Source organism: Acinetobacter sp. CFCC 10889 (genome assembly GCF_003268395.1).
Taxonomy (GTDB): domain Bacteria; phylum Pseudomonadota; class Gammaproteobacteria; order Pseudomonadales; family Moraxellaceae; genus Acinetobacter.
Genome location: NZ_LQXQ01000022.1, coordinates 43435 through 70310, shown reverse-complemented (window position 1 = coordinate 70310; position 26876 = coordinate 43435). Strand labels below are relative to the sequence as shown.

The 26876-nt window shown below is 38.4% G+C and carries 28 protein-coding genes and 1 pseudogene; 16 read left to right on the top strand and 13 right to left on the bottom strand.

Annotated features, from left to right (window positions below; all coding sequences use genetic code 11):
• Positions 1–624, bottom strand: a 624-nt coding sequence (locus AVJ19_RS10330; protein WP_323580424.1) for an acyltransferase family protein, incomplete at its 3' end; no start/stop codon positions are given.
• A gap of 438 nt (positions 625–1062) precedes the next feature.
• Entirely contained in the window at positions 1063–1614 is a 552-nt protein-coding gene (locus AVJ19_RS10325) for an O-acetyl-ADP-ribose deacetylase (RefSeq protein WP_111859626.1), read from the bottom strand.
• Between the two features lie 121 nt (positions 1615–1735).
• On the opposite strand from AVJ19_RS10325, the gene AVJ19_RS10320 reads away from it, so the two are divergent.
• The 3 genes from AVJ19_RS10320 to AVJ19_RS10310 all read left to right on the top strand — a co-directional run bounded on the left by AVJ19_RS10320 (position 1736) and on the right by AVJ19_RS10310 (position 4402).
• Complete coding sequence (locus tag AVJ19_RS10320) at positions 1736–2671, top strand: lauroyl acyltransferase (protein WP_111859625.1); 936 nt, start codon at positions 1736–1738, stop codon at positions 2669–2671.
• A gap of 69 nt (positions 2672–2740) precedes the next feature.
• Positions 2741–3841: a glycosyltransferase family 4 protein gene (locus tag AVJ19_RS10315; RefSeq protein WP_111859624.1), complete on the top strand. Its 1101-nt coding sequence runs from the start codon at positions 2741–2743 to the stop codon at positions 3839–3841.
• A gap of 78 nt (positions 3842–3919) precedes the next feature.
• On the top strand, positions 3920–4402 hold the full coding sequence (locus AVJ19_RS10310; RefSeq protein WP_111859623.1) for a hypothetical protein: 483 nt from the start codon (positions 3920–3922) through the stop codon (positions 4400–4402).
• A gap of 106 nt (positions 4403–4508) precedes the next feature.
• Here the strand turns inward: AVJ19_RS10310 and AVJ19_RS10305 are convergent.
• Positions 4509–5954: pseudogene (locus AVJ19_RS10305) on the bottom strand (DUF2252 domain-containing protein).
• A gap of 510 nt (positions 5955–6464) precedes the next feature.
• Positions 6465–7580, bottom strand: coding sequence for an endonuclease/exonuclease/phosphatase family protein (locus AVJ19_RS10300; RefSeq protein WP_111859622.1), 1116 nt, complete (start codon positions 7578–7580; stop codon positions 6465–6467).
• A 186-nt stretch (positions 7581–7766) separates the two neighbouring features.
• On the opposite strand from AVJ19_RS10300, the gene asd reads away from it, so the two are divergent.
• From asd to truA, 6 genes are all read left to right on the top strand, one after another.
• Positions 7767–8885 carry an aspartate-semialdehyde dehydrogenase gene (asd, locus tag AVJ19_RS10295; RefSeq protein WP_111859621.1) on the top strand — a complete coding sequence of 373 codons (1119 nt, stop codon included), beginning with the start codon at positions 7767–7769 and terminating at the stop codon, positions 8883–8885.
• Between the two features lie 151 nt (positions 8886–9036).
• Positions 9037–9963: a FimV family protein gene (locus AVJ19_RS10290; RefSeq protein ID WP_228203347.1), complete on the top strand. Its 927-nt coding sequence runs from the start codon at positions 9037–9039 to the stop codon at positions 9961–9963.
• The gene (locus tag AVJ19_RS22540; RefSeq protein WP_228203346.1) at positions 9960–10409 is read left to right on the top strand and encodes a FimV family protein; all 450 of its coding nucleotides are present in this window, start codon (positions 9960–9962) and stop codon (positions 10407–10409) included. The genes AVJ19_RS10290 and AVJ19_RS22540 overlap by 4 nt, the downstream gene beginning before the upstream one ends.
• A gap of 54 nt (positions 10410–10463) precedes the next feature.
• The gene (locus AVJ19_RS10285; RefSeq protein WP_111859620.1) at positions 10464–11933 is read left to right on the top strand and encodes a hypothetical protein; all 1470 of its coding nucleotides are present in this window, start codon (positions 10464–10466) and stop codon (positions 11931–11933) included.
• A 116-nt stretch (positions 11934–12049) separates the two neighbouring features.
• Positions 12050–13048 carry an asparaginase domain-containing protein gene (locus AVJ19_RS10280; RefSeq protein ID WP_111859619.1) on the top strand — a complete coding sequence of 333 codons (999 nt, stop codon included), beginning with the start codon at positions 12050–12052 and terminating at the stop codon, positions 13046–13048.
• An 8-nt stretch (positions 13049–13056) separates the two neighbouring features.
• Positions 13057–13854, top strand: a complete 798-nt coding sequence (truA, locus tag AVJ19_RS10275) for a tRNA pseudouridine(38-40) synthase TruA (protein WP_111859618.1) — start codon at positions 13057–13059, stop codon at positions 13852–13854.
• A gap of 51 nt (positions 13855–13905) precedes the next feature.
• Here truA and AVJ19_RS10270 read toward each other — a convergent pair whose 3' ends face one another.
• Both AVJ19_RS10270 and AVJ19_RS10265 read right to left on the bottom strand, forming a co-directional pair.
• Positions 13906–14616 (bottom strand): SMI1/KNR4 family protein, encoded by a 711-nt coding sequence (locus AVJ19_RS10270; protein WP_111859617.1) that lies wholly within the window; start codon positions 14614–14616, stop codon positions 13906–13908.
• Positions 14617–14703: 87 nt separating this feature from the next.
• Positions 14704–15714 (bottom strand): AraC family transcriptional regulator, encoded by a 1011-nt coding sequence (locus tag AVJ19_RS10265; RefSeq protein WP_111859616.1) that lies wholly within the window; start codon positions 15712–15714, stop codon positions 14704–14706.
• Positions 15715–15942: 228 nt separating this feature from the next.
• Between AVJ19_RS10265 and infA the strand changes: the two genes are divergently transcribed.
• A complete protein-coding gene (gene infA / locus AVJ19_RS10260) occupies positions 15943–16164 on the top strand; it encodes a translation initiation factor IF-1 (protein ID WP_001284370.1) in 222 nt (73 codons plus the stop codon).
• A 50-nt stretch (positions 16165–16214) separates the two neighbouring features.
• Here the strand turns inward: infA and AVJ19_RS10255 are convergent, their stop codons facing one another.
• Complete coding sequence (locus AVJ19_RS10255) at positions 16215–16583, bottom strand: lysozyme inhibitor LprI family protein (protein ID WP_111859615.1); 369 nt, start codon at positions 16581–16583, stop codon at positions 16215–16217.
• A gap of 156 nt (positions 16584–16739) precedes the next feature.
• On the opposite strand from AVJ19_RS10255, the gene AVJ19_RS10250 reads away from it, so the two are divergent.
• Together AVJ19_RS10250 and AVJ19_RS10245 are read left to right on the top strand one after the other, a co-directional pair.
• Positions 16740–17114 carry a hypothetical protein gene (locus tag AVJ19_RS10250; RefSeq protein ID WP_111859614.1) on the top strand — a complete coding sequence of 125 codons (375 nt, stop codon included), beginning with the start codon at positions 16740–16742 and terminating at the stop codon, positions 17112–17114.
• Positions 17115–17220: 106 nt separating this feature from the next.
• The gene (locus AVJ19_RS10245) at positions 17221–17622 is read left to right on the top strand and encodes a hypothetical protein (RefSeq protein ID WP_162626582.1); all 402 of its coding nucleotides are present in this window, start codon (positions 17221–17223) and stop codon (positions 17620–17622) included.
• Positions 17623–17683: 61 nt separating this feature from the next.
• Here the strand turns inward: AVJ19_RS10245 and leuB are convergent, their stop codons facing one another.
• The 5 genes from leuB to AVJ19_RS10220 form a co-directional block, all read right to left on the bottom strand.
• On the bottom strand, positions 17684–18763 hold the full coding sequence (gene leuB, locus AVJ19_RS10240; RefSeq protein ID WP_111859612.1) for a 3-isopropylmalate dehydrogenase: 1080 nt from the start codon (positions 18761–18763) through the stop codon (positions 17684–17686).
• Positions 18764–18808: 45 nt separating this feature from the next.
• A complete protein-coding gene (locus AVJ19_RS10235; RefSeq protein ID WP_111859611.1) occupies positions 18809–19372 on the bottom strand; it encodes a hypothetical protein in 564 nt (187 codons plus the stop codon).
• A gap of 91 nt (positions 19373–19463) precedes the next feature.
• Positions 19464–20114: a 3-isopropylmalate dehydratase small subunit gene (gene leuD / locus AVJ19_RS10230; RefSeq protein ID WP_111859610.1), complete on the bottom strand. Its 651-nt coding sequence runs from the start codon at positions 20112–20114 to the stop codon at positions 19464–19466.
• A 14-nt stretch (positions 20115–20128) separates the two neighbouring features.
• Entirely contained in the window at positions 20129–21592 is a 1464-nt protein-coding gene (leuC, locus tag AVJ19_RS10225; protein WP_111859609.1) for a 3-isopropylmalate dehydratase large subunit, read from the bottom strand.
• 140 nt (positions 21593–21732) lie between these two features.
• Positions 21733–22356, bottom strand: a complete 624-nt coding sequence (locus AVJ19_RS10220; RefSeq protein ID WP_111859608.1) for a hypothetical protein — start codon at positions 22354–22356, stop codon at positions 21733–21735.
• A 216-nt stretch (positions 22357–22572) separates the two neighbouring features.
• Here AVJ19_RS10220 and AVJ19_RS10215 point away from each other — a divergent pair, with 216 nt between their 5' ends.
• The 3 genes from AVJ19_RS10215 (at position 22573) to AVJ19_RS10205 (ending at position 24632) form a co-directional block, all read left to right on the top strand.
• A complete protein-coding gene (locus AVJ19_RS10215; RefSeq protein ID WP_111859607.1) occupies positions 22573–22761 on the top strand; it encodes a hypothetical protein in 189 nt (62 codons plus the stop codon).
• Positions 22762–23001: 240 nt separating this feature from the next.
• Positions 23002–24165 carry a hypothetical protein gene (locus AVJ19_RS10210; RefSeq protein ID WP_162626581.1) on the top strand — a complete coding sequence of 388 codons (1164 nt, stop codon included), beginning with the start codon at positions 23002–23004 and terminating at the stop codon, positions 24163–24165.
• 209 nt (positions 24166–24374) lie between these two features.
• Entirely contained in the window at positions 24375–24632 is a 258-nt protein-coding gene (locus AVJ19_RS10205) for a DUF2061 domain-containing protein (RefSeq protein WP_171334193.1), read from the top strand.
• Positions 24633–24653: 21 nt separating this feature from the next.
• Here AVJ19_RS10205 and AVJ19_RS10200 read toward each other — a convergent pair whose 3' ends face one another.
• Entirely contained in the window at positions 24654–25349 is a 696-nt protein-coding gene (locus AVJ19_RS10200) for a hypothetical protein (RefSeq protein WP_111859629.1), read from the bottom strand.
• A gap of 399 nt (positions 25350–25748) precedes the next feature.
• Here AVJ19_RS10200 and AVJ19_RS10195 point away from each other — a divergent pair, with 399 nt between their 5' ends.
• Complete coding sequence (locus AVJ19_RS10195; RefSeq protein ID WP_111859605.1) at positions 25749–26606, top strand: LysR family transcriptional regulator; 858 nt, start codon at positions 25749–25751, stop codon at positions 26604–26606.
• The last annotated feature ends 270 nt before the right edge of the window (positions 26607–26876 follow it).

Here is a 26876-nt window from a genome sequence, read left to right as displayed (position 1 = left end):
ATACAGCCAATATTGATTGATTTGGGTGAAATACACCAACGCCATCAAAGCAATCAGAAAACCTACACCCCACCATTTCCCTGCTGCAAACTGCTGTATTTTTGCAATGATGCTTTTGCCATACAGCACACCGAAAATAAAAAATGGGAAAAATACAAAAATCCGCCCAACAGAATATAAATAATTATTCCAAGGGCTTAAGCCGATCAAAACGGACATCAACAATGCAAAAATCAAAGTGAAAGATTTGGATATTTTCAACAAAATATGTGTCAAGACTGTCCATAGCATCATCCCCATCAGATACCACAACACCCAATAAGGTTTAATGAATACATTCCAATTCCATTGTATTTGCCCTGACCAAATGGCATCAAAAGCAGCAAATAAAAACTGAAATGGCAGATAAAGTGACAGGAAAAACAGTGTATTTTTAATGTAATTTTGATCTTTATATAATATGCCCGACACAAAGATAAAGGCAGGCATGTGTATAAAATAGATCGTTCCCAACACCGTATGGCTCACAGGATCACGCCATCCGATCATACGTTCTACAAAGTGCCCCAAGACCACAAGGAAGATCAAAATCGCTTTATGAGTATCGAGAAAATGATTGCGCATAGTGGCGTGTAAACAAGAAAATTTTGGAAATTATAGCAAATCGCAGAATTCACTGAACTATATTACGCACATTGTAATTATCATTTCTTTTTTAACTCTACTAAAAGCTATTTGGCAGAGTCTTACAACTCAGGTTTTAATTAAGGGATTAGCCTTCGGCTCGAGGTACTTTTCTTTCGGGAAAAAGAGCAGTGAAACTGCGCAAGGAAACCATCTTGCGAAGCTTTGCTTCTCACCGCAAAACTCGTCAACCACCTGCTATTGATTCATGACATCGCAAAAACAATACACAACAAAAGTAGTCCTGCCTCAAACAATTACGGATGACGCTTTCGCGTATCACACTTTAAAATACACTTGAATGATGTTTAAATTGATCAAAAATATGAGGCTGTGCTTATATCTCTTTCAATTTTTGAATCAACTTTGTAAATTTTACTATATACCCAAAATCTGCACATCAGCTGCATCAATTTGCGCTAACTGTTGTCGATAAATCTTAAAATTTTCCACATCAAAACACACAAAATGAATCTCTTGCACATGCTGTGCATGTTTCAAAAAATCAACCGCACTATGCACTGCTATTTCGGCTGCATCAAATTTTGGAAAACGATAAATTCCTGTAGAAATGTTTGGAAAAGCAATGCTTTGCAATTGCTTTTGTTCAGCAAGTCCCAAACTATTGCTATATGCATTGTGCAATAATTGATTCTCCTGTTTCTCTCCACCTTGCCATGTTGGACCTACGGTATGAATCACATAATGACTCGGCAATGCACCTGCTGTGGTGATCACAGCCTCCCCTACTGCACAACCACCTTGTTTGGCACGAATTTGCTGACACTCAGCTAAAATTGCTGCGCCACCTTTGCGATGAATCGCCCCATCTACCCCACCACCACCAAGCAATGATGTATTGGCAGCATTCACAATCGCATCTACTTTTTGAATGGTAATATCACCCTGAATTAATCGAATACTTTTCATTAAATTAAAGCCATCACATCCTGATTCTTATTTGCAAGATTATAAAACAATGCCTTACGTCTTTAAATTTAGTTCATGTTAAACTTCAGTCATCTAAACAATCGCCATCCCTCACATCAATATGAGTAAAAAGCATCATTACGAATCAGGAAAGTTTTATTGGGCATTTTTACTGCCACAATATTGGGGAATATGGATCGCAATTGTATTTCTCATGTTACTTGCGATTTTACCGTGGGCAATTCAACATCGTTTGGCAACATTTTTAGGCAATGTCGCTTTTAAACGTTTGAAATCACGCCGTAAAACTACTGTTCGTAATCTTGAAGTGTGTTTTCCTGAATGGACAGCCGAACAAGTTCAGGACAATGCCCGACAAGTTTTTGTGGATATGATGATTGGGGTATTTGAAACTTTAAATGCGTGGTATTCACCGCAATGGTTCAAGGGTCGAGTGACTGTTGAGGGCTTGGAACATATCCAAAATGCGCAAGCTGAAGGCAAAGGCATTTTACTGTTAGGTACACACAGCACCTTGCTTGATGCAGGTGGTTATTTATGTGCGCAATATTTTGAGCCTGATGTGGTCTATCGTCCACAAAATAACCCTTTGTTAGATATGCTGATTTATCGCTGTCGTGGCACGATTTATAAAGCACAAATTGATCATGATGACATGCGCGGCTTAATTCGCCATTTAAAAGAAGGCGATGCAATTTGGTACAGTCCTGATCAGGATTTTGGTTTAAAACAAGGCGTGATGGCTCCTTTTTTTGGCACACCTGCGGCAACTGTCACGGCACATCGCCGTTTATTGAAAATTTCAAAAGCGGTGGCGATTCCCTTATATTTTTATCGTCATGGTGACATTAAAAATCCACAATATCGTGTGTTGATTGAGCCTGCGGTGGATAATTTACCAAGTACTGATGAACTTGATGATGCCATCCGTGTCAATAAAATCATTGAAAATCAATTACGCATCGCACCGACTCAATATATGTGGTTTCATCGCCGTTTTAAAACTCGTCCTGAAGGCTATGAAAAGATTTATTAATATTTTTCAAGCGACTGTACTACACTGTTTGAATCTGTGCACCCACCTCACGATTGTAAGGAAAAACGTATGAAAGTAATGCAACTGCTTCCCGAACTCAATAGTGGTGGTGTAGAACGTGGTACTTTGGAAATAGCAAAAGCCTTGGTCGCTGATGGGCATCAATCTTTAGTGGTGTCGAATGGCGGACGTTTAGTTCCTGAGCTTGAAGCAGAAGGCACAACCCATTTAACCTTACCCATTCATAAAAAAGCCTTGTCGAGCCTGTGGCAAATTCGCCCTTTACGTCGCTTAATCGAACAACATCAACCTGATATTGTACATGTCCGTTCACGTGTGCCTGCATGGTTGACGCATTTTGCACTTAAAGGCATTGCAGCGGACAAACGCCCACATTTGATCAGTACCGTACATGGTTTTTATTCGATTAACCGTTACAGTGCAATCATGACCCAAGCTGAAAAAGTCATTGCCGTGTCGAACAGCGTAGTCAAATATATTACTGACAATTATAAAAACTGCCCACCTGAAGACATTGTACGGATTTATCGCGGCATTGATCCTGCGGCATTTCCGCATGGCTATCAGCCACCTGCTGCATGGTTTCAAAAAACTTTTGAAGATTTTCCACAATTGGAAAATAAGTTTTTGATCTGTTTGCCGGGGCGTATTACCCGCCTTAAAGGACATGAAACTTTGATTGAGTTGATGGAACAATTACATGCTCAATATCCGCAAGTCCATGCCGTTGTGGTGGGTGGTGCAGATCCGAAAAAAGCAGCTTATTTGGATGAATTGGAAAAGACCATTCAAAATAAAAATCTCCGTGATCTGATTACCTTTGTTGGGCATCGTTCCGACATTCGTGAATGGTTGGCATTTTCGGATGTGGTGCTGTCATTGTCCAATCAAGCAGAAACCTTTGGTCGTACCGCATTGGAAGCATTGTCAGTGGGTACGCCTGTGATTGGTTGGGACAGAGGTGGCGTGGCGGAAATTTTGGCAAATGTTTATCCTCAAGGTAAAATTGCGGTAGATGATAAAACTGCACTTTTGAATGCTGTAAAATTACACATTGATCAACCTCAACAGGTTGCACCTGTGACGCAGTTCAGCCTGAAAGATATGTGTGATCAGACCATTCAGCTTTATAAAAAAATACTGAATTAGCTTAGTTTTACATTAGATTAATATTAAAAAGCTGAATCATTGAGTTTGGCTTTTTATTAAAAATATTCGAGAATTAAAATGATTCCATTTGGATTGGCTGAACCACAGATCAAACAACGCTATCTCAATTTCCTTGAAGCAAATTCACTTGCCTTAATTGAGCATTTACAACAATTATTTGCAACGCCATTACAAAACGATGTGCTCTCGGCAGAAGTACAAATTTTCATTCAAGAAGATCGTATGGAGATTCCTGAAATTTGGATCTATTATTCAGGTGTTCAAAATAAAATAAGTGCTACACCTGCTGAGCAGATTTATGCAGGGCAATCATTTGAAATCAAAATTGATTTTAAAAAAACTTTTGCTTTGGCGGTTGAATATTATCAAAACAGTCATTATCACCATATATTTGCAGATCTTGCCAAACAATGGTTTGCAATCTGTTGGTGGAAAGCCTGTGGTTGGCAATACACCATTCCATGTCAAGTGCATACCCATGATTATGGTGATGCAAACACGATACAACTGACTGCAAAAGTAGCACAGCAGAAAAAATAAGAGGGTGTAAATAAATCTGAAGCCACCAACACATCAGTCGCGATATCATGCTATAGACATAACGACTGATTGGGCTTTATCTCAGACTGCACATCGAGTTGCTATGCTATAAAACCTCATCCCCTGCAACTTCGATTTTGCCCTGTTCAATTTCCTGTAAAAATTGTGCATAGTCCACAGCATTACGTTCTGCATATTGAAAAGCATATTCTTGCAGTACCTTAATACTTTGCTTACCTTCACCCAAATAACCCATCAGCACATCTGCATTGCCTGCTTTGGCATGTGCATGTGCCAATGCCAAACCACAACTGTCTGCATATTCATACAGATACACATCATCCATATCTTCAAGATCAATCGAAATTTTCATATCACGTAACTGACGGACATAGAACTGCTGATGCTCTCGACCATAAGACGCAAAGCCCAAGAAAATATCATTTGCTGCTTGCATCAACTGTTGCCCTGAGATTACACGCTCGCCTTCATGTTTGGCTTTTTCAGGAAATAATGGATTTAAAATCGAAGGATTAGCTTCTTTCATTTGCAAAATCAAAGGCTCACGATCTGCATCTTCAAACAAAGCAATTGCTGCACGTGTACCCACACTCCCCACACCAACCACTTTTAATGCCACATCAGTACAACGATAACGATCAAACAAAACTTGGCGATCTGATTTCAGAGAATCACGATAACGCTGAAAAAACTCCTTAGAATTTTTAGCAAAGACTTCACCTTCTTGAGGATGACGAAGTAATGGCGGCTCATCAATAAAACAACGATGCCCTGATTCAGCATCATAATCGGTCAGTTTCGGCAAGACCGAAGCAGAAGTACGGCGATGTGCTGATGCCAAATGCTTTTCACGCTTTTTACGGATTTTTTGATCTTCGGTATGCTGTAACAACACCGCAGCATCGATTTTTTCATACCATGTTTGTAAGGGTGAAAGTGTTCTAAAATGCTGTAAATGTTGACGATAAGCATTTAACATCACTTCAATGGCTTTTAAACCAACCCGCTCCTCCAAACCAATTTCACGTGCTGCAATGATAAAACTGGTCGATAAACGCTTTAAATCTCACTCAAAAGGGGCAACCAAAGTTTCATCAAAATCATTGATACCAAATAATAAATTCCGTTCTGGACTGGCAAAACCACCAAAATTCAGTAAATGGCAATCGCCACAGACTTGTTGCATCAAACCTGAATGGCTTTTTTCCCATGCAAGATCATAAAGCATCAACGAAGGCATGCCACGAAAATAGGCAAATGGCGAAACGCTCATCCGTTTAGCACGTACAGGCTTTAACAGATCCACTCGCCCTTCATTGCTCCAATGGTAAATCGTCAGTGCATCGACACCTTTGGGACGTTCGGACAGTGTAGCGAGTTCTGAGCGAGGCGTTATTTTACGTTGCGCTTTACCGAGTTCAAAACCTTGTTCTTGATCCAATAACTTGCCATGATATTGATGAGTTGTAAGATCTAGGCTATGTTCCGTCCATAGTTGTTTTGGTAGTTCTGGAAAATTTTTCTTTTGCATTACAGTAAATTTCTAGTTTATTTTGATGAGAAATCATAACACTCAAGGATCAAATCGGATATTCCATTTCATTTATTTTTAATAAAAAACACCAATAGCCCTACATAAAGATGCAAAGCATCACATGCAAGATGAGTTAGATGAACAATGTAAATTTTAAATTACTGAAAAGTAAATAATATTTTCTGATTTCGCTTTATGTAAACGGGTAATGATCCATGTTTATCATCCCCAAAAGCATAACCCGAGTTCTGCGTCCTGCAAAACTCGGGTATATGAGGTTGTGCTTTCAAGTTGCTGTTCTTTTTATTGTATTTGGTGATCCATTCCAACATCATATCCATGATGATTTTTCCATCGGCTTCGTCTTCCTTAAGGGGACTCTTCCTTTCCCTACTCCGTGTGCCGATAGAGTTATATTAAAACCAACGGCTGTAGTTTGCCTATCCGCTAAGTACCTAAATAGACGTAAGCTTTTTCGTACAAATGTTGCAAATCTCACATGATCGCTTAGCCACGCTTATAATCCTGTGCAATTTCATCTGTGACTATTTTCTCTTCACGTTCAGCTTTTTCAATGCCCTCCTGAATCGCATCCTGAGCTTCTTGTTCATCGGCATCCGTTTGTTCTAATTCTTCTTGAATTGCTTCAAATATCCGCCCCGTTTGCAAAGTGACATAGACTGGAAAATGGTCTGAGCCTATATGGGGTAAACGTTGCATCTGTACCAATGCAAAGTCTGTACTATGGAAAATATGATCCAATGACCACCTTAGAAATTTATAATCTGCATGAAAGGTATTGACATATTTGCGCCCAACACGTGGATCAAGCAAACCGCTGATCCGTTGAAAAAGTCGGGTTGTTCTTGACCAAGCCACATCATTTAAATCCCCCATCACGATACAACTCTCATCCAAATCTTTGATTTGATCACCCACGATGAGCAATTCTGCATCACGTAAAGTAGAGTCTTTCGCTTCAGTCGGACTAGGTGGTTTAGGATGCAAACAATACAACTGCACAGGCTGACCTGAGCGTAAGATCACTGTGGTATGAATCGAAGGAATTTCATCACTGAGAATAAATTTGACATCCGTATCGACCAATTTCAATTTGCTATACAAATGCATACCATACAAATTATCCAAAGGCACAGGGACACGATAAGGATAATCTTTTTCGATCACCGCCAATTGCTTCTGCCAAGTTTGATCCGTTTCCAAAGTGAGCACAAGATCAGGCTGATATTTTTCAATTTCAGCAATCAAAAGTTGATACTGATCATTTGGGGTTAATACATTGGATACAATTACAGAAATTTGTTTATTCAAATCAAGCTGTTCAGTGCGAACTTGCGCCACTTGTTTTTTCCATATGAAGGTATAAGGCAATACCATTTTCAACTGAAATGCCAAAGCAGCGATTAACAATACCAGAATAATTTCTCGTTGAAGATTCCATTCCCCTTGCCAAAAGATAAGCAATAAGAATGCAATCACACCTAATACTAAAATTTGTAGCCGTGGAAAATCTGCGCCACGAAACCACCATTCATCACGCGGGATGAGTGACCAAAAGCTTAACCAAATCACCAGCCCCGCCAGAATTTCTATCCAGATCATGATCTGCTCGCTTATATTCTTAATTTTTTATTGATTCATAAATTTATATCAGTTTTGCATGTAACATAAACAAGATATATTGCACAATATTGTTGGTGTTTTGATTGTGTAGCTATTGCAGTTACACGTCCTTTTGATACACTCGAATCCCCCTATTAATTTTTTAACGCACCGAGGCGAAGTGACATGAAAGTAGGTCTGGTCGGTTGGCGCGGGATGGTTGGTTCCGTCCTTATGCAACGTATGGTTGAAGAGAATGATTTTGCTCATTTTGAGCCATTCTATTTTTCTACCAGTAATGCAGGTGGTGAAGCCCCTGCTTTTGGTGGTAAAACCGCCCCAGCACTTATGGATGCATCAGACATTAACAGTCTGAAGCAAATGGATGTCATTATTACCTGTCAAGGTGGTGATTATACGTCTGAAGTCTTTCCTAAATTGAAAGCTGAAGCTTGGAAAGGCTATTGGATCGATGCTGCATCAACATTACGTATGGATGATGAAGCGATTATTGTACTTGATCCTGTTAACATGAATGTCATCAAAGATGGTTTAGTGAATGGCACTAAAACATTTGTTGGCGGGAACTGTACCGTTTCACTGATGCTGATGGGCTTAGGTGGTTTATTCCAAAACAATCTTGTGGAATGGGCAACTTCTATGACTTATCAAGCCGCTTCTGGTGCTGGCGCGCAAAATATGCGTGAACTGATCACTGGTATGGGCTACTTATATAATAATACCAAAGATTTACTCGATGACCCACGCTCACCAATTTTAGACATCGACTCTAAAATTGCACAATTACAACGTGGCGAAGGTTTCCCATCTGCAAACTTTGGTGTACCTTTAGCAGGCTCACTGATTCCATATATCGATAAACAACTTGAAAGTGGTCAATCGAAAGAAGAATGGAAAGGTCAGGTTGAAACCAACAAGATTTTGGGCAATGCACAAATTGTTCCAATTGATGGTCACTGTGTACGTATTGGTGCGATGCGCTGCCATTCTCAAGCATTGACATTGAAATTAAAGAAAGATATTCCACTTGATGAAATTGAGGATATCTTACGTAATGCGAACCCATGGGCAAAAGTTGTTCCAAATACCCGTGAAGCATCGATGACAGATTTGACACCAGTTGCAGTAACAGGAACTTTATCTGTACCTGTTGGTCGTCTGCGTAAACTCAACATGGGTAAAGAATATCTTGGCGCATTTACTGTGGGTGACCAACTCCTTTGGGGTGCTGCTGAACCGCTACGCCGTATGTTGCGCATTCTGATTGACTATAAAAATGCTTAATTTTTGAGATTTTTAGTCAAATAAATGAAAGCCGAACTGTAAAGTTCGGTTTTTTTATGTAACTATACGGTTAAAAATTTATTTGGGGAAATAACTAAGCATAAACTGTGCTTAGTTAGTTGACGATAATTTCATTAGAGCAATGAAAGCGATGACCGTATATAACAAACTAAAAATTGCCATATTAGCTATTATTGCATCACAATCTGTATCTGCAATTAAACTTGACCCGATTCAAATCCAATCGAGTTCGGGAGATTTGCTCTATGCAGAGATGAAATTTAGCAATTCCAATCCAAACGAAAAAATTGATGTTAATCTTGCCTCCACAGAAGACATGATCAATATTCGTGCATCACATCAACCACCTGGGCATTTAAACTTTTTTACCCGCCGTTCAAGTGATGGCAGTGGTGTTATTGTGATTACCTCTTCTCGCCCTGTGATTGAATCAGAACTCAATATTTTACTCAAAATTCAGGAAGGGAGTTCAACCTATATTCAACAAGTCAAAGCCAATTTACCTCGCACTCAAGCAGCCCCTGCACCAATGGCAATGCCGAGTAACGAAACGGCTTTAACTCCTCAAATGATTGTCAGTGAAAAAGAGATTGCTTTAAATTTACCTGAAAGTGCTTCGCAACAAAGCCCTCAAACCATAAACATCGCAACATCAACAACAAAAGCACTTTCAGCAACTTCTTTACCAACACTAAATGTAGCAACTCAAAACACAACTGGATCTAACACAACAACTGCCCAAGCGACTTCTGCATCATCAACCCAATCTATTCAAACAAATAACATCCGTGAAGATGCTGAAGCAACACGTGCTGCGTTCTTAAGACATCATCCAATCGCAACAACCAAGACTGAAACTACACAGTCAACACCTAAACCTGTACCACAGCAACAAACAACACAAACTGTAAATAAATCACAAAATACACAGGCTGCACCACAAGCAAAAGTGCCTCAACAGCAACAAAAGGACAACATACAGTTCAAGCCAATGAATCATTATGGTCAATTGCAACAAAGATCGCAGCCAAAACAAAGCAAAGTGTTCCAGAAGTGATGCGTCAGTTACAAGCCAATAATCCACAGGCTTTTGTGCAAGGTGATCCAAATCGACTACGCCAAGGTATTGCATTAAATCTGGCGCAGCCAATGCCAAATTCACAACAAAAATTTAAACCCGCTCCACCACCAACACCACAACAAAGAGCCAATAACAAAACTAAATATCGTCTCAATCAAGCTGAAATGAGCATTGTGGCAGATCAAAAACCATCACAAACTACATCATCAACGCATCAAAATAGTGTGCAAAAGACAACTTCAACAGAATTATCTGTAAAAGTTATGACAGCACGTGAAAAAACAGTTAAATTACAAAATAACGTGACGCAACTGAGTTCAGCTCTAAATGAAAAGAACAATCGAATTCAATTGCTCAATGCACGACTTGCTCAAATTCAGCAACAATTGCAACAGCAAGCTCAAGCAAGAAAACCTAAGTAATTCACCTATTTTTTAAATTAAGGTTCATTGGATACAATGAAGGGGTAGCCAAACATGTTGTTGTATATCATTCCTTTTGTTTTATTGTTAGTGGTTGCGATTGTTTTAAAAAAACGCGAAACAAACAATCAGGATGCTGGCAACAGTAAAACCAACAAAAAAGCCAGCAACAAAAAAACCGCCAAAAAGAATGTGGCGAAAACAGCACGTACCAATCAACGTCAACAAACTCAAGCACCTGAGCCAGAAGCTGTTGTCGTGCAAGAAACCGTTGTAGAAGTCAGTGCTGATTTAAAACAAAAAATTGAAAGTTTAATCAGTGCCAAAAATTATTCTGCGGCAGAAGCACAGATCAATTTAGCGTTGAATCAAGATAATCGCCAACATGCTTTGTATTTATATCTACTCGATATTCATTTGGCACAAAAAGATGAATTTGCTGTTGATCAATTGGTGCAACATTTACATGCTTTAAATTTAGAGGAAATCGCACAACAAGCTGAAGAGAAAAAAACTCAGCTTAGCACACAAAAAATTGATGTCATTGAATTCAATACAGCGACCGAAACAACACCCGTGGTGGCACCTGTTGAAAAAAGCCCTGTTTCAACAGATGCTTTTGATGCATTGGTTGACCATAAACCAACGACAGCCAACAATAGTTTTGACTTATTACAAAATGAATATAGCCCAAGTGCAAAAGTTGAGGCTCAAGCTGTTGAATTAACATCTGAAACAACCATTACTGAAACTGAAACCACAATACCACCTCAACTGGTTGATTTAGAATTCACCCCAAGTTTAGCTACGCAAACGATTACACCTGCAGTTGAAGAATCGACTCAGCCTGAAAATAATGAACTTGCATTTAATTTAGCTGAACCTGAGAAAAAAGCCAATCAACCACAAACACATGAAGCACTTGATTTTAGTTTTGGTTTAGAGACAAATACATTAGAGGCAAGCACAGCAACACCATCTGTAGCTGAAGAAATAGCAACGCCTGCTTTAGAAACTACACCACTTGAATTTAGTTTTGATACAACACCACCTACAACAGTGACCGAACCTACTCCTGTAGTAGATAACATTACTGAATTTAAAATGGATTTTGATGCGCCTATTGCACCAAGCGTTTCAGAGCCTATTGATATTGACACAACAACATCTGAGCCAAGCATTTCAGATACACATTTAGACTTTAAACTTGATACGCCTGTTATAGAACCAGTACCAAGTTTTAGTTTTGATCTTGCTGAAGAGCCACAAGCAGTACCTACTTTAGACATCCAAGAGCAAAATCAACCTCAAGTCACAGATAGCTCTATATCTGATCCTTTGGCTCAAGCATTCCCGGATGTTTTAAATACCCATGAAATTGCTTTAAATCTCGATCTTGCTGAGCAATATATTACGCTTGGTGCTTATGATGCTGCACGTCAACTCTTAGCACAAGATCAAGACAGTTATTCTGTAGATCAAAAACTACAATCACAAAATTTACTCAATCAAATAGCCTCTTAATACAATTCGTTTTAAGATAAAGCAGTCATTCATGGCTGCTTTTTTATTGTATCTAAAATATGTAGCCAACATCATGTCCCTGAAAACAGCTATCAGAAGATCCTGAGTCGAAGATCATGAACAAAAAAATTGCTTTAATTTATATGGGTGGAACCTTTGGCTGTATTGGTGAACCTTTAGCCCCTATGCCTGAAACAGCGTTTATTCCTCAACTTAAACGTGTATTGCCCTCTCATTTACAGATCGAATGCTTTAAAGCACCTGCAATTTTAGACAGTAGTGCTTGCACCGCCCAAGTTTGGCTAAAGCTGATCCAGCAAATTCAGAGCCTACAACAACAAGCTTTTGAACATTTTGTCGTGATTCATGGGACAGATACGCTCAGTTATGCGGCAGCTGTGCTATCACGCTTTTTAGCAGATTCTTGCACTGTAATCATGACAGGTAGTCAATATCCGCTCTTAAGCATTGATGGCAACGATACTCGTGAATTTAGTGATGCGATGGATAACCTGAATACTGCACTAGAGCATGTCCTAAAAGTTCCATCAGGCGTATATTTGTCGTTTTACCATCAAGTCTTTCACGCCAATAGTGCTTTAAAAGTTCATAGCACTGCATTAGATGCTTTTCATGGTAAAAAAGTTGAAGCTGTACAGCAAAATCATTCACATGTTCAAAATCAAGCTTATGCTGTGAGTCTTGCTGATCTTGAAAAAGCACCACACTTAAATATTCTTAATTGGATGATCCTTCCCATAGAACAGCAACTATTGGAAAATAATCTTGCCACGCTGCTCCATCAACCACCGCATGTTCTCATTTTACAAGCCTTTGGTGTGGGCAATTTAGCTGTCAATTCAAATATTATTCAGCAGTTTAAAAAATTAAAAGAATGTGGCTGTGCCGTTATTTTAAGTAGTCAAGTTCCCTTTGGTGACTTAGATCAGCGTTATGCTGTTAGCCAATGGATACAAGATGCCAATATTTTGTGCAGCGATACTCAAAGCCAAGCTGATCTTTATGCCAAAATCTTAAAAATTTATTTACAATACCCAAGCTCAGCACAATGGCATGACCATTGGTACGATCATTTCGACAATCAGCCTGAATAGAGGTAATTATGCAACGCTTTGCAATTGGTATTGAGTTTTGTGGCATTCGATTTAAAGGTTGGCAAACTCAACAAGCTGGCGTACGCAGCATTCAGGAAACGTTAGAAAAGGTACTGAGTACCATTGCGGATGAGCCAATCATTTTACATGGTGCAGGACGAACGGATGCGGGCGTGCATGCGACTAATATGGTGGCACATTTCGATACCAATGCCATTCGCCCAATGCGTGGTTGGCTCATGGGTGCAAATAGTCAGCTGCCAAAAGATATTTCTATCCAATGGATCAAAGAAATGGATCAGGATTTCCACGCACGTTTTAAAGCCAAAGCGCGCCGTTATCGCTATGTGGTTTACCAATCACCAAGCCGCCCTGCACTCCTGTTTAAACAAGTAACACATGCATTTTATCCATTGGATGTTGATAAAATGATTGAAGCAGCCAAGAAATTTGAAGGCACACATAATTTTGAAAGCTTCCGTGCTGCTGCTTGTCAGTCCAACCAGCCTGTACGTCATGTCAAACATTGTCGGTTGATCCGTCACGGACATTATTTAGTGCTTGATATTCAAGCCGATGGCTTCTTACATCATATGGTGCGTAACATCATGGGTTGTTTGTTAGAAATTGGGCAAGGCATGTATGAGATTGACCACATTGATGAAATTTTTGCAGCCCAAGACCGTAAAGCCGCTGGCATTACTGCCCCGCCTGACGGCTTATATTTCATCCATGCAGATTATCCTGAGCAATTTGAGCTACCTAAAATGCCTTTAGGACCACATTGGCTGAATATGCCTGAGTGATGCCAATCTAAAAATATAGAATGAAAGTTCAATTATATACTTTCATTCTACTTACCAAAATTTCCACCATTTTTGCGTTGTTGTCATGAGGGGGGCTGACTTTTCTAGATCCGTCCCATCATCTAAATCAGCATGTGTAGGTGTCAGTTGCTCGTGTATTTCTAGTAAAGATTGATCTAACCACAACTCATACCAGTCTAAAAAGCTGAGCTTTTCAGTATTTCCCAATTCTTGAGCAGGATAAATTCCACCATCATTCGCACGATCATCCGTCCATACATAACCATACTCAGCCCCATTCACCACCAAGTTTAAACTCACACCACAACCATAATTACAAATGGCAATACAACCATCCATTTGATGTGAATGAAACTCAAAATATTGCCGCTCATAGTGTTCATCATCTTCATCACATGTAGCACTAAACATGACATTCCATGCTTGTTGATGCGGAAAAGGTAAATGCGGATTGAGCAATAATTGTGGATTTGGATAATCTAAATCAACAAATAAAGCATGTTCAAAAGGCTCTAAGCCTAAAAATGGACCTGCACCACCATTTCCAATTTGTATCAAAAAAGCCACATAATCTTTGGGTAAAATTATCTGATATTGTTGTTCAAAGTGCTGAATTGTCTCAATAGCAAGTGGTGGATTGAGTTGGTATTGATGATGATGTGCACCAAAAAGTTGAAAATGAATATCTAAATTTCGAAGTTGTTCAAGTTTGGTCGTTATTCTTTGTAATTGTTGATTCATGACTGATCCTTGTTATTTTCAAATGCTCCAAACAAAAAAGCTTCGCATGATGACATCCGAAGCTTTTATCCTTACCACTGCGCTCACTTAACGCTGCTTGCGTTTTCTATATTCGACAGGTGTTTCATTCGTCCAACGCTTAAAGGCACGATAGAACGTACTTGGTTCAGAAAATCCTGTCAGATACACAATTCGCTCAACACTTTCATTGGTATTTGCCAAAAGCTTTTTCGCCAAACGACAACGATAATCGGAAAGAATTTGTTGAAAACTGGTATTGGCTTCTGAAAGCTGAGTACGCAAACGACGTGGCGTAATGTGCAATTGGGCAGCCACTGTTTCCAATGTTGTTTCACCACTTTCTAATGTTGAACCAATCGCACGGCGTACTTCACCGACCAAATCATAACGTGCAAGTTCTTGCAATTTTTCAATCGCAAGTTGCTCATGCAACTGTAAAAGTTCAGGTTCAGCTTGCCACAATGGATAATCTAAAATAGCAGAATCAAAATATAAGCGTGTTTCTTTTTGTCCTAAACTAACAGGACACTCATAAACTCGGAAATATTCATCATCAGAAGCACCTTCACTAAAATTAAAGTCGATATAAATCGCTTCAAAACGCCCTTCAGTAATAAATTTAAAGAAACGTAAAATTCCTGACAATGCACATTCGGAAAAATGACGGTTGACAATGTTTTCGCCCCAAGGCTGCTCGCCATTGGTTAAATAACAACGTCCATCACTCTCAACCACTAATTTGGCATGAAAAGCATCGCTAATTAATCGTTGATATGCCAATGCCCGTTTTAAGCCTTCACCGAAGTTTTCGCTTGAAATAAACAAGTGCTCAATCACTTGCCCACGGTACAGTGGTAAATGCTCTCCAAGGTGTAATCCAATGTCTGGATCTTTACTCACCTCTTCTGCCGCAATCCAAAATGCGTATTGCGCACTTAAAGGTGTACGGGCATTTTGATCAATTTGATTTAATGCCACACCCGCTTTTGATAATAGTTCTTCGGTTGGCAATCCCGCACGACGAATTGCTTGATAGCCTAATCGCAAAACAACCGAAGCATCAGTTAGCTGACTCACGCAGTGCCCTTCCTTGTATCTTATTCATTTATACTTAAATCATGAGATTTAGATTACAGACGATTGACCAAACTGACAACATGTATAAGCAACTTTTTGTTGAAATAATTTATTTCTTTGTTCGCTTATTTTGACTACATTTGCTTCGCTAGACCTCACTGCCGACTTGTTTTTTCCTATTTTTTTGCCTATAATTTGCGCCTTTCCAATTTAATCATCAGGTAGGCTATGGCCAATAAAGAGGAACTTATCGAGTTCGAAGGCGTTGTCACCGAAACGCTTCCTAATACTATGTTCCGTGTACGTTTAGAAAACGGTCACGAAGTGATTGCACACATTTCAGGTAAAATGCGTAAACACTATATTCGTATTTTAACTGGTGACAGTGTGAAAGTCGAAATGACTCCATACGACTTAACGAAAGGTCGTATCACATACCGTGCACGCTAAGTTTTAGCAAGCAAAAAGCCACCTTTCGTGGCTTTTTTCATGTGTTATGCTTAATTCAGTGCAGTGCTTTTACAGCCCACTGTATCACATTCACGAAGACGCTCTCTTAACCAAGCATTGCGTTGTTGTGTTTGTTCCAAATTACAATTTACAAAAACTGTACGCTCCGCTTCGTCTGAACATTGTGCATCACGCTGTTTAATCCAAGCCACTTGAGAGCGCTTTAAAATGGTTTTTTGATTGCTGCTCAATTTTGCACGCAACAACTGATAATTTTTATTCAGTTCTGCATCAGCACTGGCATATATTTTATTACTACAATAAATATCATCATAGGCATTACGAGCATTGTCACAATTATCTGCAAATGCAAAGCCTGACAGACACATCATTATCAAACCCATCCAAATCTTTGTCATTGTCTTATCCTTTTCACTCTCATTTTTTTATTTTGGACAATGCTGCTGACCACATATCAGATTTTGCAATGCAACAACATCTTATGCTCAGATTTTTTACTACACTCGTAAAGAATGTCAATATAAAAAATGTGCGTTCTATGATGGAGAATGATCATGTCAAAAATCATATTGTTAATCAGTATCAGCACCCTATATCTTGGACTAACAGCCTGCCAGACTGAGGTGAATCGACCTTATGATCTCAATGCTTATTTACATCAATTTTTAGGTCAGTCCAGCCCAGATATTCAGCAAAAACTCAACTTTAAGCAACTCGGCTATCAGAGCAGTGCACCACAGGTCAGTCAAGATCAACTGATTTACACCGTTTATCGCCCACTCAATATTCCTATTCCACAAGGCAATTTCGGCTTAGGTACAACACATGCAGGAGCTAGTAGCTATGACCTTAATTTTCAATGTAAAATTATTTTTGAGTTAAATCAGAATATTGCTAAAGCTGTTCACTATACAGGACGAGCTTGTTGAGTTTAGAGTCACTTTAAATACATTATTTTTTATGTGAAATGCGATTGTGCCATTCAAATGAACAAGCTTATATTTAGATTTCTCTAATGAATTAAACAATTTAAAAATGAAAATGTATCATAAATTCATACTCTTGCTCAGTATTGGGTTATTAAGTGCTTGCTCAACTATTCATCATGAGCGCAACCATACCTTGATGCAAAAGTTAAATACATATCAAGGTTTAAGTGCGAACGAAGTACAACAACAGCTTGATTTAAAAGATATTGGTATTACGCTAAAAGAACCTGCGAGAATCACTGAACAACAACTGATCTATACGTTTGAACGTGCAGTTCCAACCGCTGCATCATCTCAACTCCCTATTGCGGATGCACGAGGTCGTTTTATTCCAATGCAAACAGGCGGCTCAAGCGAAAGCTACTCTAGCATCATGACTTGTCATATTATTTTTAATCTTCAACAACAACGTGTTAGTTCTATTCAACTCAAAGGAAGAGCTTGTTAACTCTCTAGTTTTAAAAATAAAAAACGCAGCCAAAGCTGCGTTTCATTGACTTTTCAGTCTATTAAGCAAGTGCAGCAACGACTGCATCACCCATTTCAACTGTACCAACTTTATTCATGCCTTCAGACATAATGTCACCTGTACGTAAACCTTGATCTAAAACATTGCCTACAGCATCTTCAATCGCTTTAGCCGCTGTTTCTTCACGGAAGGTATAACGAAGCATCATTGCAACAGAAAGAATCGTAGCAAGCGGATTCGCCACGTTTTGACCAGCGATGTCTGGCGCAGAACCGTGACATGGCTCATACATACCCTTACCATTTTCATCCAATGAAGCTGATGGCAACATACCGATTGAACCTGTCAACATCGCAGCTTCATCAGACAAGATATCGCCAAACAGGTTACCTGTTACAATCACGTCAAATTGTTTAGGTGCACGTACAAGCTGCATCGCAGCATTGTCCACATACATGTGTGACAAATTGATATTTGGATATTGTGCTTCTTTCAAATCAGTCACAGTTTGTTTCCAAAGTTCCGTCACTTCAAGGACATTGGCTTTATCTACTGAACATACTTTACCACCACGAAGATTCGCCATTTCAAAAGCTACTTTGGCAATACGTTTGATCTCAGATTCAGCATAAACGTCAGTGTTATAACCTTGTTTTTCACCATTTTCGAGTTCACGAATACCACGTGGTTGACCAAAATAGATCCCACCTGTAAGTTCACGTACGATCAAAATATCTAAACCAGAAACCACTTCAGGTTTTAAACTTGAAGCATCCGCTAATTGTGGATAAAGAATTGCTGGACGTAAGTTTGCAAATAAATTCAATTCACTACGAATTTTTAATAAACCACGTTCAGGACGGATTGAACGCTCAATCGTATCCCATTTTGGACCGCCAACTGCACCCAACAAAATTGCATCCGCTTTTTTCGCTTGTTCAGCCGTTACATCTGGATAAGGTGAACCATGTGCATCAATCGCAGCTCCACCAAGTAAACCATGTTCCCAAGTTAAACCTAAATTAAATTTCTCATTGACACTGGTAAGGACTTTTTCAGCAGCAGCGACAATTTCAGGACCAATTCCATCACCTGCCAAGATCAAAATTTGTTTAGACATTCGTAGTTCCATTTTCATTGTTGACAGTCAAACTGCCAAGTAAGTTTAAATTTTTTGTTCAATATATTCGCTTAAACCCGTCTCTGCATTATAAGGACGGCAAAAACGGCGTATGGTACGTTTCTCTTGCAGTAAATCAACACATAGTGGCGAAGGTGCTGATACATTCAACAAACTTCCTGAGTTTTCAGAGCGTTTACGATACATTTTAAAGGTATATTGCTGATTGGCTTTAAAACGATGAATCACATGAAAAACTTCAGCATGTTGTTGAGAAATTGGATAAAAACTTATCACCAACTCATACTGATTTGCAGGTATTGTCAGATAGACAGAGCGATTTTTGGGATCTTGATTTGAAAGCTTGAAGTAACCAGTTTTCAATGCATCTTTATGAATACGATGGGTATTTTCATCAACCAAGGTAATGCTGTTTAGCCGACTAAATTCACAAACTTCTGCTCCAGTGCAATAAATACTGACATTATTGCGTGAATCATGATGTTTACTTTCCGCTTTTTGAATGCGTACAAAGTCCGACGTTTGACAAGCACTCAGTAGAATACTCAACACACCGATTACAATGCGATAATCAAAGACCTTAATCATTGTTTTGGTCCAACCCTGTCACCTAAAACATACATTTTCTTATGTTTCACATGTTAGCAAGAGTTGAACCTAGACGCTATATGTTATGTCATTAAGCTTGAATTTCAGCAAATACCCAAGGACGAGCCGCTTTGGTTTTTTCTTCATAAGCTCGAATATCATCCGCAGCTTGCAAAGTTAAACCAATATCATCCAAACCATTCAATAAGCAATGTTTACGGAATGGATCAACTTCAAATTTGAATGCATCGCCATTTGGTGTACGCACTTCTTGCGCTTCTAAATCAATGGTTAACTGATAGCCTTCATTGGCAAAACATTCTTTAAATAACTGATCTACAATCTCTTCAGACAAGATCACAGGCAACATGCCGTTTTTAAAGCTGTTATTGAAGAAAATATCAGCATAACTTGGCGCAATCACGGTACGGAAACCGTATTCTTCCAATGCCCACGGCGCATGCTCACGGCTTGAACCACAACCGAAATTTGCACGTGAAATCAAGATAGAAGCACCTTGATAACGTGGTTGGTTCAAGGTGAAATCAGGATTCTTAGGACGTTTTGAATTGTCCTGACCTAAAAAGCCTTCATCCAGATAACGCAATTCATCAAATAAGTTTTCGCCAAAACCAGTACGTTTGATGGACTTCAAAAACTGTTTTGGAATAATTAAATCTGTATCAACATTGGCACGGTCTAAAGGTGCAACGATACCTTGTTCAATGGTATATTTTTTCATGATCCATGCTCCTATTAGAATGTACGCACATCAACAAAATGACCTGCAATCGCCGCCGCAGCTGCCATGGCTGGACTCACCAAATGTGTACGACCGCCATTACCCTGACGACCCTCAAAGTTACGGTTAGAGGTTGATGCACAATGCTCACCTGGTTGTAACTTATCTGCATTCATGGCTAAACACATTGAACAACCTGGTTCACGCCATTCAAAACCAGCTTCAACCAAGATTTTATCCAAGCCTTCTGCTTCTGCTTGCGCTTTCACCAAACCAGAACCTGGAACAACCATTGCCTGTTTGATTGTTGAAGCCACTTTTTTGCCTTTCGCAACTTCTGCCGCTGCACGAATATCTTCAATACGTGAGTTAGTACATGAACCGATAAATACACGGTCTAATTGAATATCTGCCAATGCCTGACCGCCATTCAAGCCCATATATTGATAAGCACGTGTCCAGTCATTGCGCTGTACATCATCTTTCGCCTGTTCCAACGTAGGTACGGCTTGAGATACAGGAATCACCATTTCAGGTGAAGTTCCCCAAGACACTTGCGGTTCAATCTCTTCACCTTGCAATACTACAACAGTATCGAAATGTGCGCCTTCATCAGAAACCAAAGTATTCCAATACGCCACAGCAGCATCCCACTGTTCACCTTTAGGTGCATACGGACGATCTTTTACGTATTCAATGGTCTTGTCATCAACAGCCACCATACCAACACGAGCACCACCTTCGATTGCCATATTACACACAGTCATACGACCTTCGATCGACATATCACGGAACACTTGACCACCGAATTCAATCGCATGACCTGTACCACCCGCAGTCCCGATTTTACCGATAATGGCTAATACCACATCTTTTGGTGTTACGCCTTGACCTAATTTACCGTCAACACGTACCAACATGTTTTTCATTTTCTTTTGCACTAAGCATTGGGTTGCCAATACATGTTCAACTTCTGATGTTCCAATCCCATGCGCCAAACAACCAAATGCACCATGTGTAGCAGTATGTGAGTCACCACACACCACAGTCATACCCGGTAAAGTTAAACCTTGCTCAGGACCCACCACGTGTGCAATGCCTTGACGTACATCATTAATGTCGAATTGAACCACATTAAAGGTTTTACAGTTATCATCTAAAGTTTGTACTTGGATTCGTGAAGTATCATCTTCGATGCCTGCAATCCCTTCTGAACGCTCTTTGGTCGATGTCGGAACGTTATGGTCAGGTGTTGCCACGTTGGCACTTAAACGCCAAGGTGTACGACCTGCCAATTGCAAGCCTTCAAATGCTTGTGGTGAAGTCACTTCATGCAATAAGTGACGGTCGATATAGAGTAATGCAGAGCCGTCATCACGTTGTTTTACTAAGTGATCATCCCACAATTTATCGTACAATGTTTTTGCATTTTCGGTTTTTGCATTTTCGGTTTTTGCTTTTTGGTTTTCGCCTGCCATGTCGATGTGCTCCACTGGACTGGGTAATTCTTTCATTAAGGTCGATTATAACCGTGTTTTTACATAAATCTAATTTATCATTTTTATTAATTTAAAAACTTTTTGGAATCTATATTTTCCACAGATAAATTCTATTCATCTTATTTTTTAACTAAATTTAAATCGATTACAAACTCTTTCATCCTATACCAATAGTGGCTCTGACTTGCCTTACTTAAGCTCAGTTGTTTCAACATTGGCATGGCGAATAATTGACGATTGAGTAGAAATTTTTTCCAACGACCACGCAACTGTTTATATAAAATCCAGCCAAAAGCAATCACAACCAAAACAGAAAAACCACATATAAGTCCAGCGCCAACACCCAAACTTTTCCATGAAGCCAATGTCACCAGTAATGCAACAATTAACATCCACTTTGGCACATGTTGATTAGGATCAACATATAAGTAATCCGTATGTAATTCGGGCATTAAATGTAGAATTTGTTTATGCTGTAATGCCAATACGTGAAATTCTTGACTATGTTCAATCGGTTTTAAAATAACCTCCACTTCATCACCTTCTGAAAATACCAACTGAGTAAATTGCCCGACAATCAAATATTGCTCAATTTGTGCAGAAAAGCATGTTGTTTCAAAATTTTGCGCACCATAAAGAATACTACGTCGATAATTCCACCAATTCACTTCCTGTTGATTTCTATAGTGAAGCGACTTGATCACTCCTCGGATTTGAATCAATTCAGTACAATGATCCCGCATGTTTTCTTCCACTTCTATTTTTATTTATAAATCCAATCACCATAAATTAAAAATTCTCTTTTACATTTAAGAATTTGATAGGTATTCAAATTAAGATTGTTAGAGGTTGTAAAGCAGCTTTCAACCTATTTGAATCACTCACAAAATCAGTCATAATCTCAATGCAATACAAATAATTTACAACCTACAAAAAAACTATTTTATAGAGTAATAATAATGCAAAATATCTTTAAACAACTTCTTGCACCAACCTGGCAACAACGTGAAGAAGCCGCAAAAAATTGTTCTCATTACTACTGTTATGACAACAATTTGCCTATAGAAGCGCAACAACAAGTTGATACATGGTTACTCGAATTAGGCGAACAAAAAACATTATATTTAACTGCCATTTTATCCTTTTGATCGCATGTTATAAATTTACAAGCAAAAAATAAAGTAGCAAATAGCCGTCAGATCAATGCCTATTATCAAGCACGTATTGATCGAGCAGCCTGTGAAAGTTGGCGCAAACCTGATTTAGAACAACATTTTCCACTAGATCAAGATGACGAAAAATTACAGATGGATTGGTTAATCAATCCATGTAGACCAATTGAATTGGTGACACGCTTAAGTAATGAATTAGAATCTTTACAGCAACAATTGGTCGATACCTTTCCAATTTTAGATTTAAGTATTGCTGAAACGGCGAAAAGAGTTCTCTCTGAAATGCCACATATTACAGATCAAACTTATTATACATGTTTAGAAGAATTTAGAGGTTCTAATGAAACAAGCCATTTTCAAAAATTTGCACAGCACATGAATACACCTGCACGCATAGAACAATGGTGTGCTTTTTATGCACATGAAAATAATAGAGATACTGAAATTTTAGATCGCTATTTAGACGTTGCAGAATATGTACCACAACAAAGTGCTTCCCAAATTTTGCTATTTTTAGTTCATTTCTACCAACAGCAACCTAACCTTAAAAAAACATCACAACTCTTACATGCTTTTGCAAGCCTTTGTGGCAGTGCTGGAAACTTTCCAACATTTGTAGTGGAATTTGCAATACAAGTATTGGAACAAGAGCGTGAAAATAAAGAAAGTTTTTGGGGCGAACAATTAGCTTATTTTTTAAGTATTTATGATGCGCATACTTACGCAGATGATATTGTTTATTTTCTCGATCACCCTATTGAAAGACACCATTACACCGCTTATGCCATTCTCCCTATCGCAATCAAAAATAGAGATAAATTCCCAAATAAAATTATTGATAAAATTTTTCTCTATGGGCTATTTGACGGACTGTTTAACCCCAACTTTAGTCATACTGCAGATTTTTTTGATTTTTTAAAGATGATGAACCCACAACATCTGAAGCAATTTGAACCCACTTTTCAAAATGCACTTCAAAATTTCATCAATGATTCTGAAGATTTTCTTGTGGATGCGATAAATGATATTTTACCCATACTCAGCTATCTCAAAAAACAAAATATTGACTTAAAACAAGAGATAAAAATGATTATAGAAAAGGTTGAGCTTTTTTATAATGAAGATATAAGTGAATTTCAACCGACTCAAAGTATGGATGAAATATTAGCAGCAACTAAAGCCGATCTTATAAAGCAAGGCTTAAGTGATGAAGAAGCTGAATTAGAATTACAACAATCCATGCTCATTATGAAACAATTATTTGGTGTAAATGAAGATCAAAGTTTAGAAGAAAAATTTGCACAAAATGATTTGCAATCTTCAGAAACTACTGAAGAAGAAGATCCTATACTACTTCAACTCAAACAACTCATTAACTAAATACATTTTCTTTTTAAACTTTATTTTTAATATATCCTTACTACAGCTTTTACTTTATTCAGCATAAAGTAAAAGCATATTTCAATCAAATAAATAAAATGGACTTGTCTTTAAAGTTCATTTACAAATCCAATCACCATAAATTAAAAATTCTCTTTTACATTTTAAATGATAATGATTATTATTCATTTAATTTCTATCTTATGGTGATTGTCATGGCTCGTTTTCAAAACTTCGTAAATACCAATCAACGAATTTTCAAAAAAACCTTAAGTTATTACATCATGCACATCACTGTCGCAATGATGGTGGCTTATGTTATTACAGGAAATCTATGGATGGCTGTCACTTTAAGCTTAGTTGAGCCAACTGTACAAGCGGTTGCATTCTTCTTCCATGAAAAAGTGTGGAATAAAAAAGACCAAGCTGCAATGAATGCACAAAAAGCCTCTACCGTAGATGCTTAATTTCTAAAAATGCTGTGGCAATCAATCACCACCTCCGCCACAGCTACTACAACTACTTGAAGAATCAGAACCTGAACCACTATCAGAGCTACTCGAGCCATGATCCGACCAAGAATGACTCACACTACTTGATGAACTTGAACAAGACGATGTACAAGCCGTCGCACTCGAAGAACAAGAACTATTGGCAACTGTAGGTGAAGCATCCGAACTGCTGATCAGCAGTTGCATATACATTGCGATCAGTAAAGGTAACTCAAAATGAATACCATTTTCCCATTTCACTTGAGTATCTACTTGAAAGAGTTGAGGCAAAGTTTTCGTAGTTTTCGGATCTAAATGATGGATCTGACATGCCACTTGCCACGTATTCATTAATTGTTGCTGTTGTGCTGCTTTTTGCATTGGTGTTGGTTGCGTATCATGTGGTTTGTGTTTTAGTTCATAGCCCAAAGTATTTTTACACATCCACTGGTAAAAACCTTGAAACTCCTCAATCAGAAGATGCCACAACGCATCGACTGCATGTGAGGGCATGGCATACGCATTTTTCTGCCATAAATGTAATGCCAAATAATCTTTAAACCCTTCTTCAATGAGCTGTTGTGAGGAGGTACTCATTTGTGGATGGCGCTGATAAAAAGCTTGCCAAATATAATCAGGAATACGTATCGCCACCAAATCTTTAAGTTTTTGAAGATGTAATCTTCGAACCATTGTCCAAAAAAATACAAAAATAACGCTAAAAATCAGTGGAAAATAGATATGAAAACAATAGAGAAATAAAGCACCCAATGCCAAAATAACCAAGCTATACATCAAGAATCTAAACCAAGATAACTTAAATATATTTCGCTTCACGGTACTGAAATGTTGGAGAGAATGATGTTGTTGTGTATGCAAATAAAATCTACCTTTTTGTTGTTTTTATTCTCATCAATATAAATAAATGTCCTGTTTTTTGTACAGTAAAAACTTGTATATAAACTTTTCTACATCATCAGTCACAGTTCACTCATTTCACTTAATTTGTAAATATTTCAGAATTACTTTGATTAATTCTAAAAACTTCTGAATAATAAATTACGCATAAAAAATCTTTATGGATGAAATATCATGAATCTTGCTGCCTTTGAAGCGTTTGTAAAAGTAATGGAAACTGGGTCTATTTCGATGGCAGCAGAGCACCTGTTTATTACCCAACCTGCGGTCACCAAGCGAATACACAGTCTCGAAGATTATTTTGGCGTTAAACTTTTTGAGTCCGCAGGTCGTGGTGTACAGGCGACACATGCAGCGCATTCATTACTGCCCAAAGTTAAAAATTGGTTAAATGAGTTAGGTGATATTCACCACACGTTGAGCCATGAACAAGGTCAAGTACAAGGCAAACTTAAAATTGGTACAAGTCATCATATTGGCTTACATCACTTGCCTCTCCATCTGAAGAAATATGTACAAGACTTTCCGAATGTGACTTTGGATGTGCATTTTGTCGATTCGGAACAAGCGCATGAACAAGTGCTTGCAGGAGATCTAGAACTTGCATTTTTAACCCTGCCGCCACAAGGCGATGATCGCCTAAAATATGTCAAAATTTGGGATGATCCTTTGGTTTTTGTGGTTGCACCATTCCATCCTTTGGCACAAAAAGAAAATTTAACACTTGAAGATTTAATTGAATATTCAAGTTTAATTCCTGCCTCTCAAACCTATACCAGCCAAATCACATTAGCTGAGTTTGAGAAAAAAGGATTAAAACCTAAAATCACCATGAGCAACAATACTTTAGAAGCGATTCGTATGTTGGTTTCGATTGGCTTAGGCTGGTCAGTCCTACCTAAAACGTTACTAAACAATGACTTAAAACAACTTAACATCAATATAAATATGTATCGCCAACTGGGTATGGTCTGGCATCCTGCACGTAGTCAGTCTCGTGCGGTTTTAGAATTGATTGAGATGATGAAATAACTTTGTGTATTTTAAAGTCATAAATAAAGATCAGAACAACCATATTTTCAGGAATCATCTAAGCGACATCGAGCTTAGAAGAACGCTTTTCCTGAAATATGGCATTCTGACATGAGCGCTGTATTTTCTTGTTGTATCAGTTTTTAAATAATGAATTTTGCTTTTTTGTTTTAAAGTTATTTTCTTTGTTGTCGCTATTCTAGTACATCAATTATTGCAGTTTGATTAAAAAAACAAATGAATTTAAAAACCATGTAAATTTTTATTACA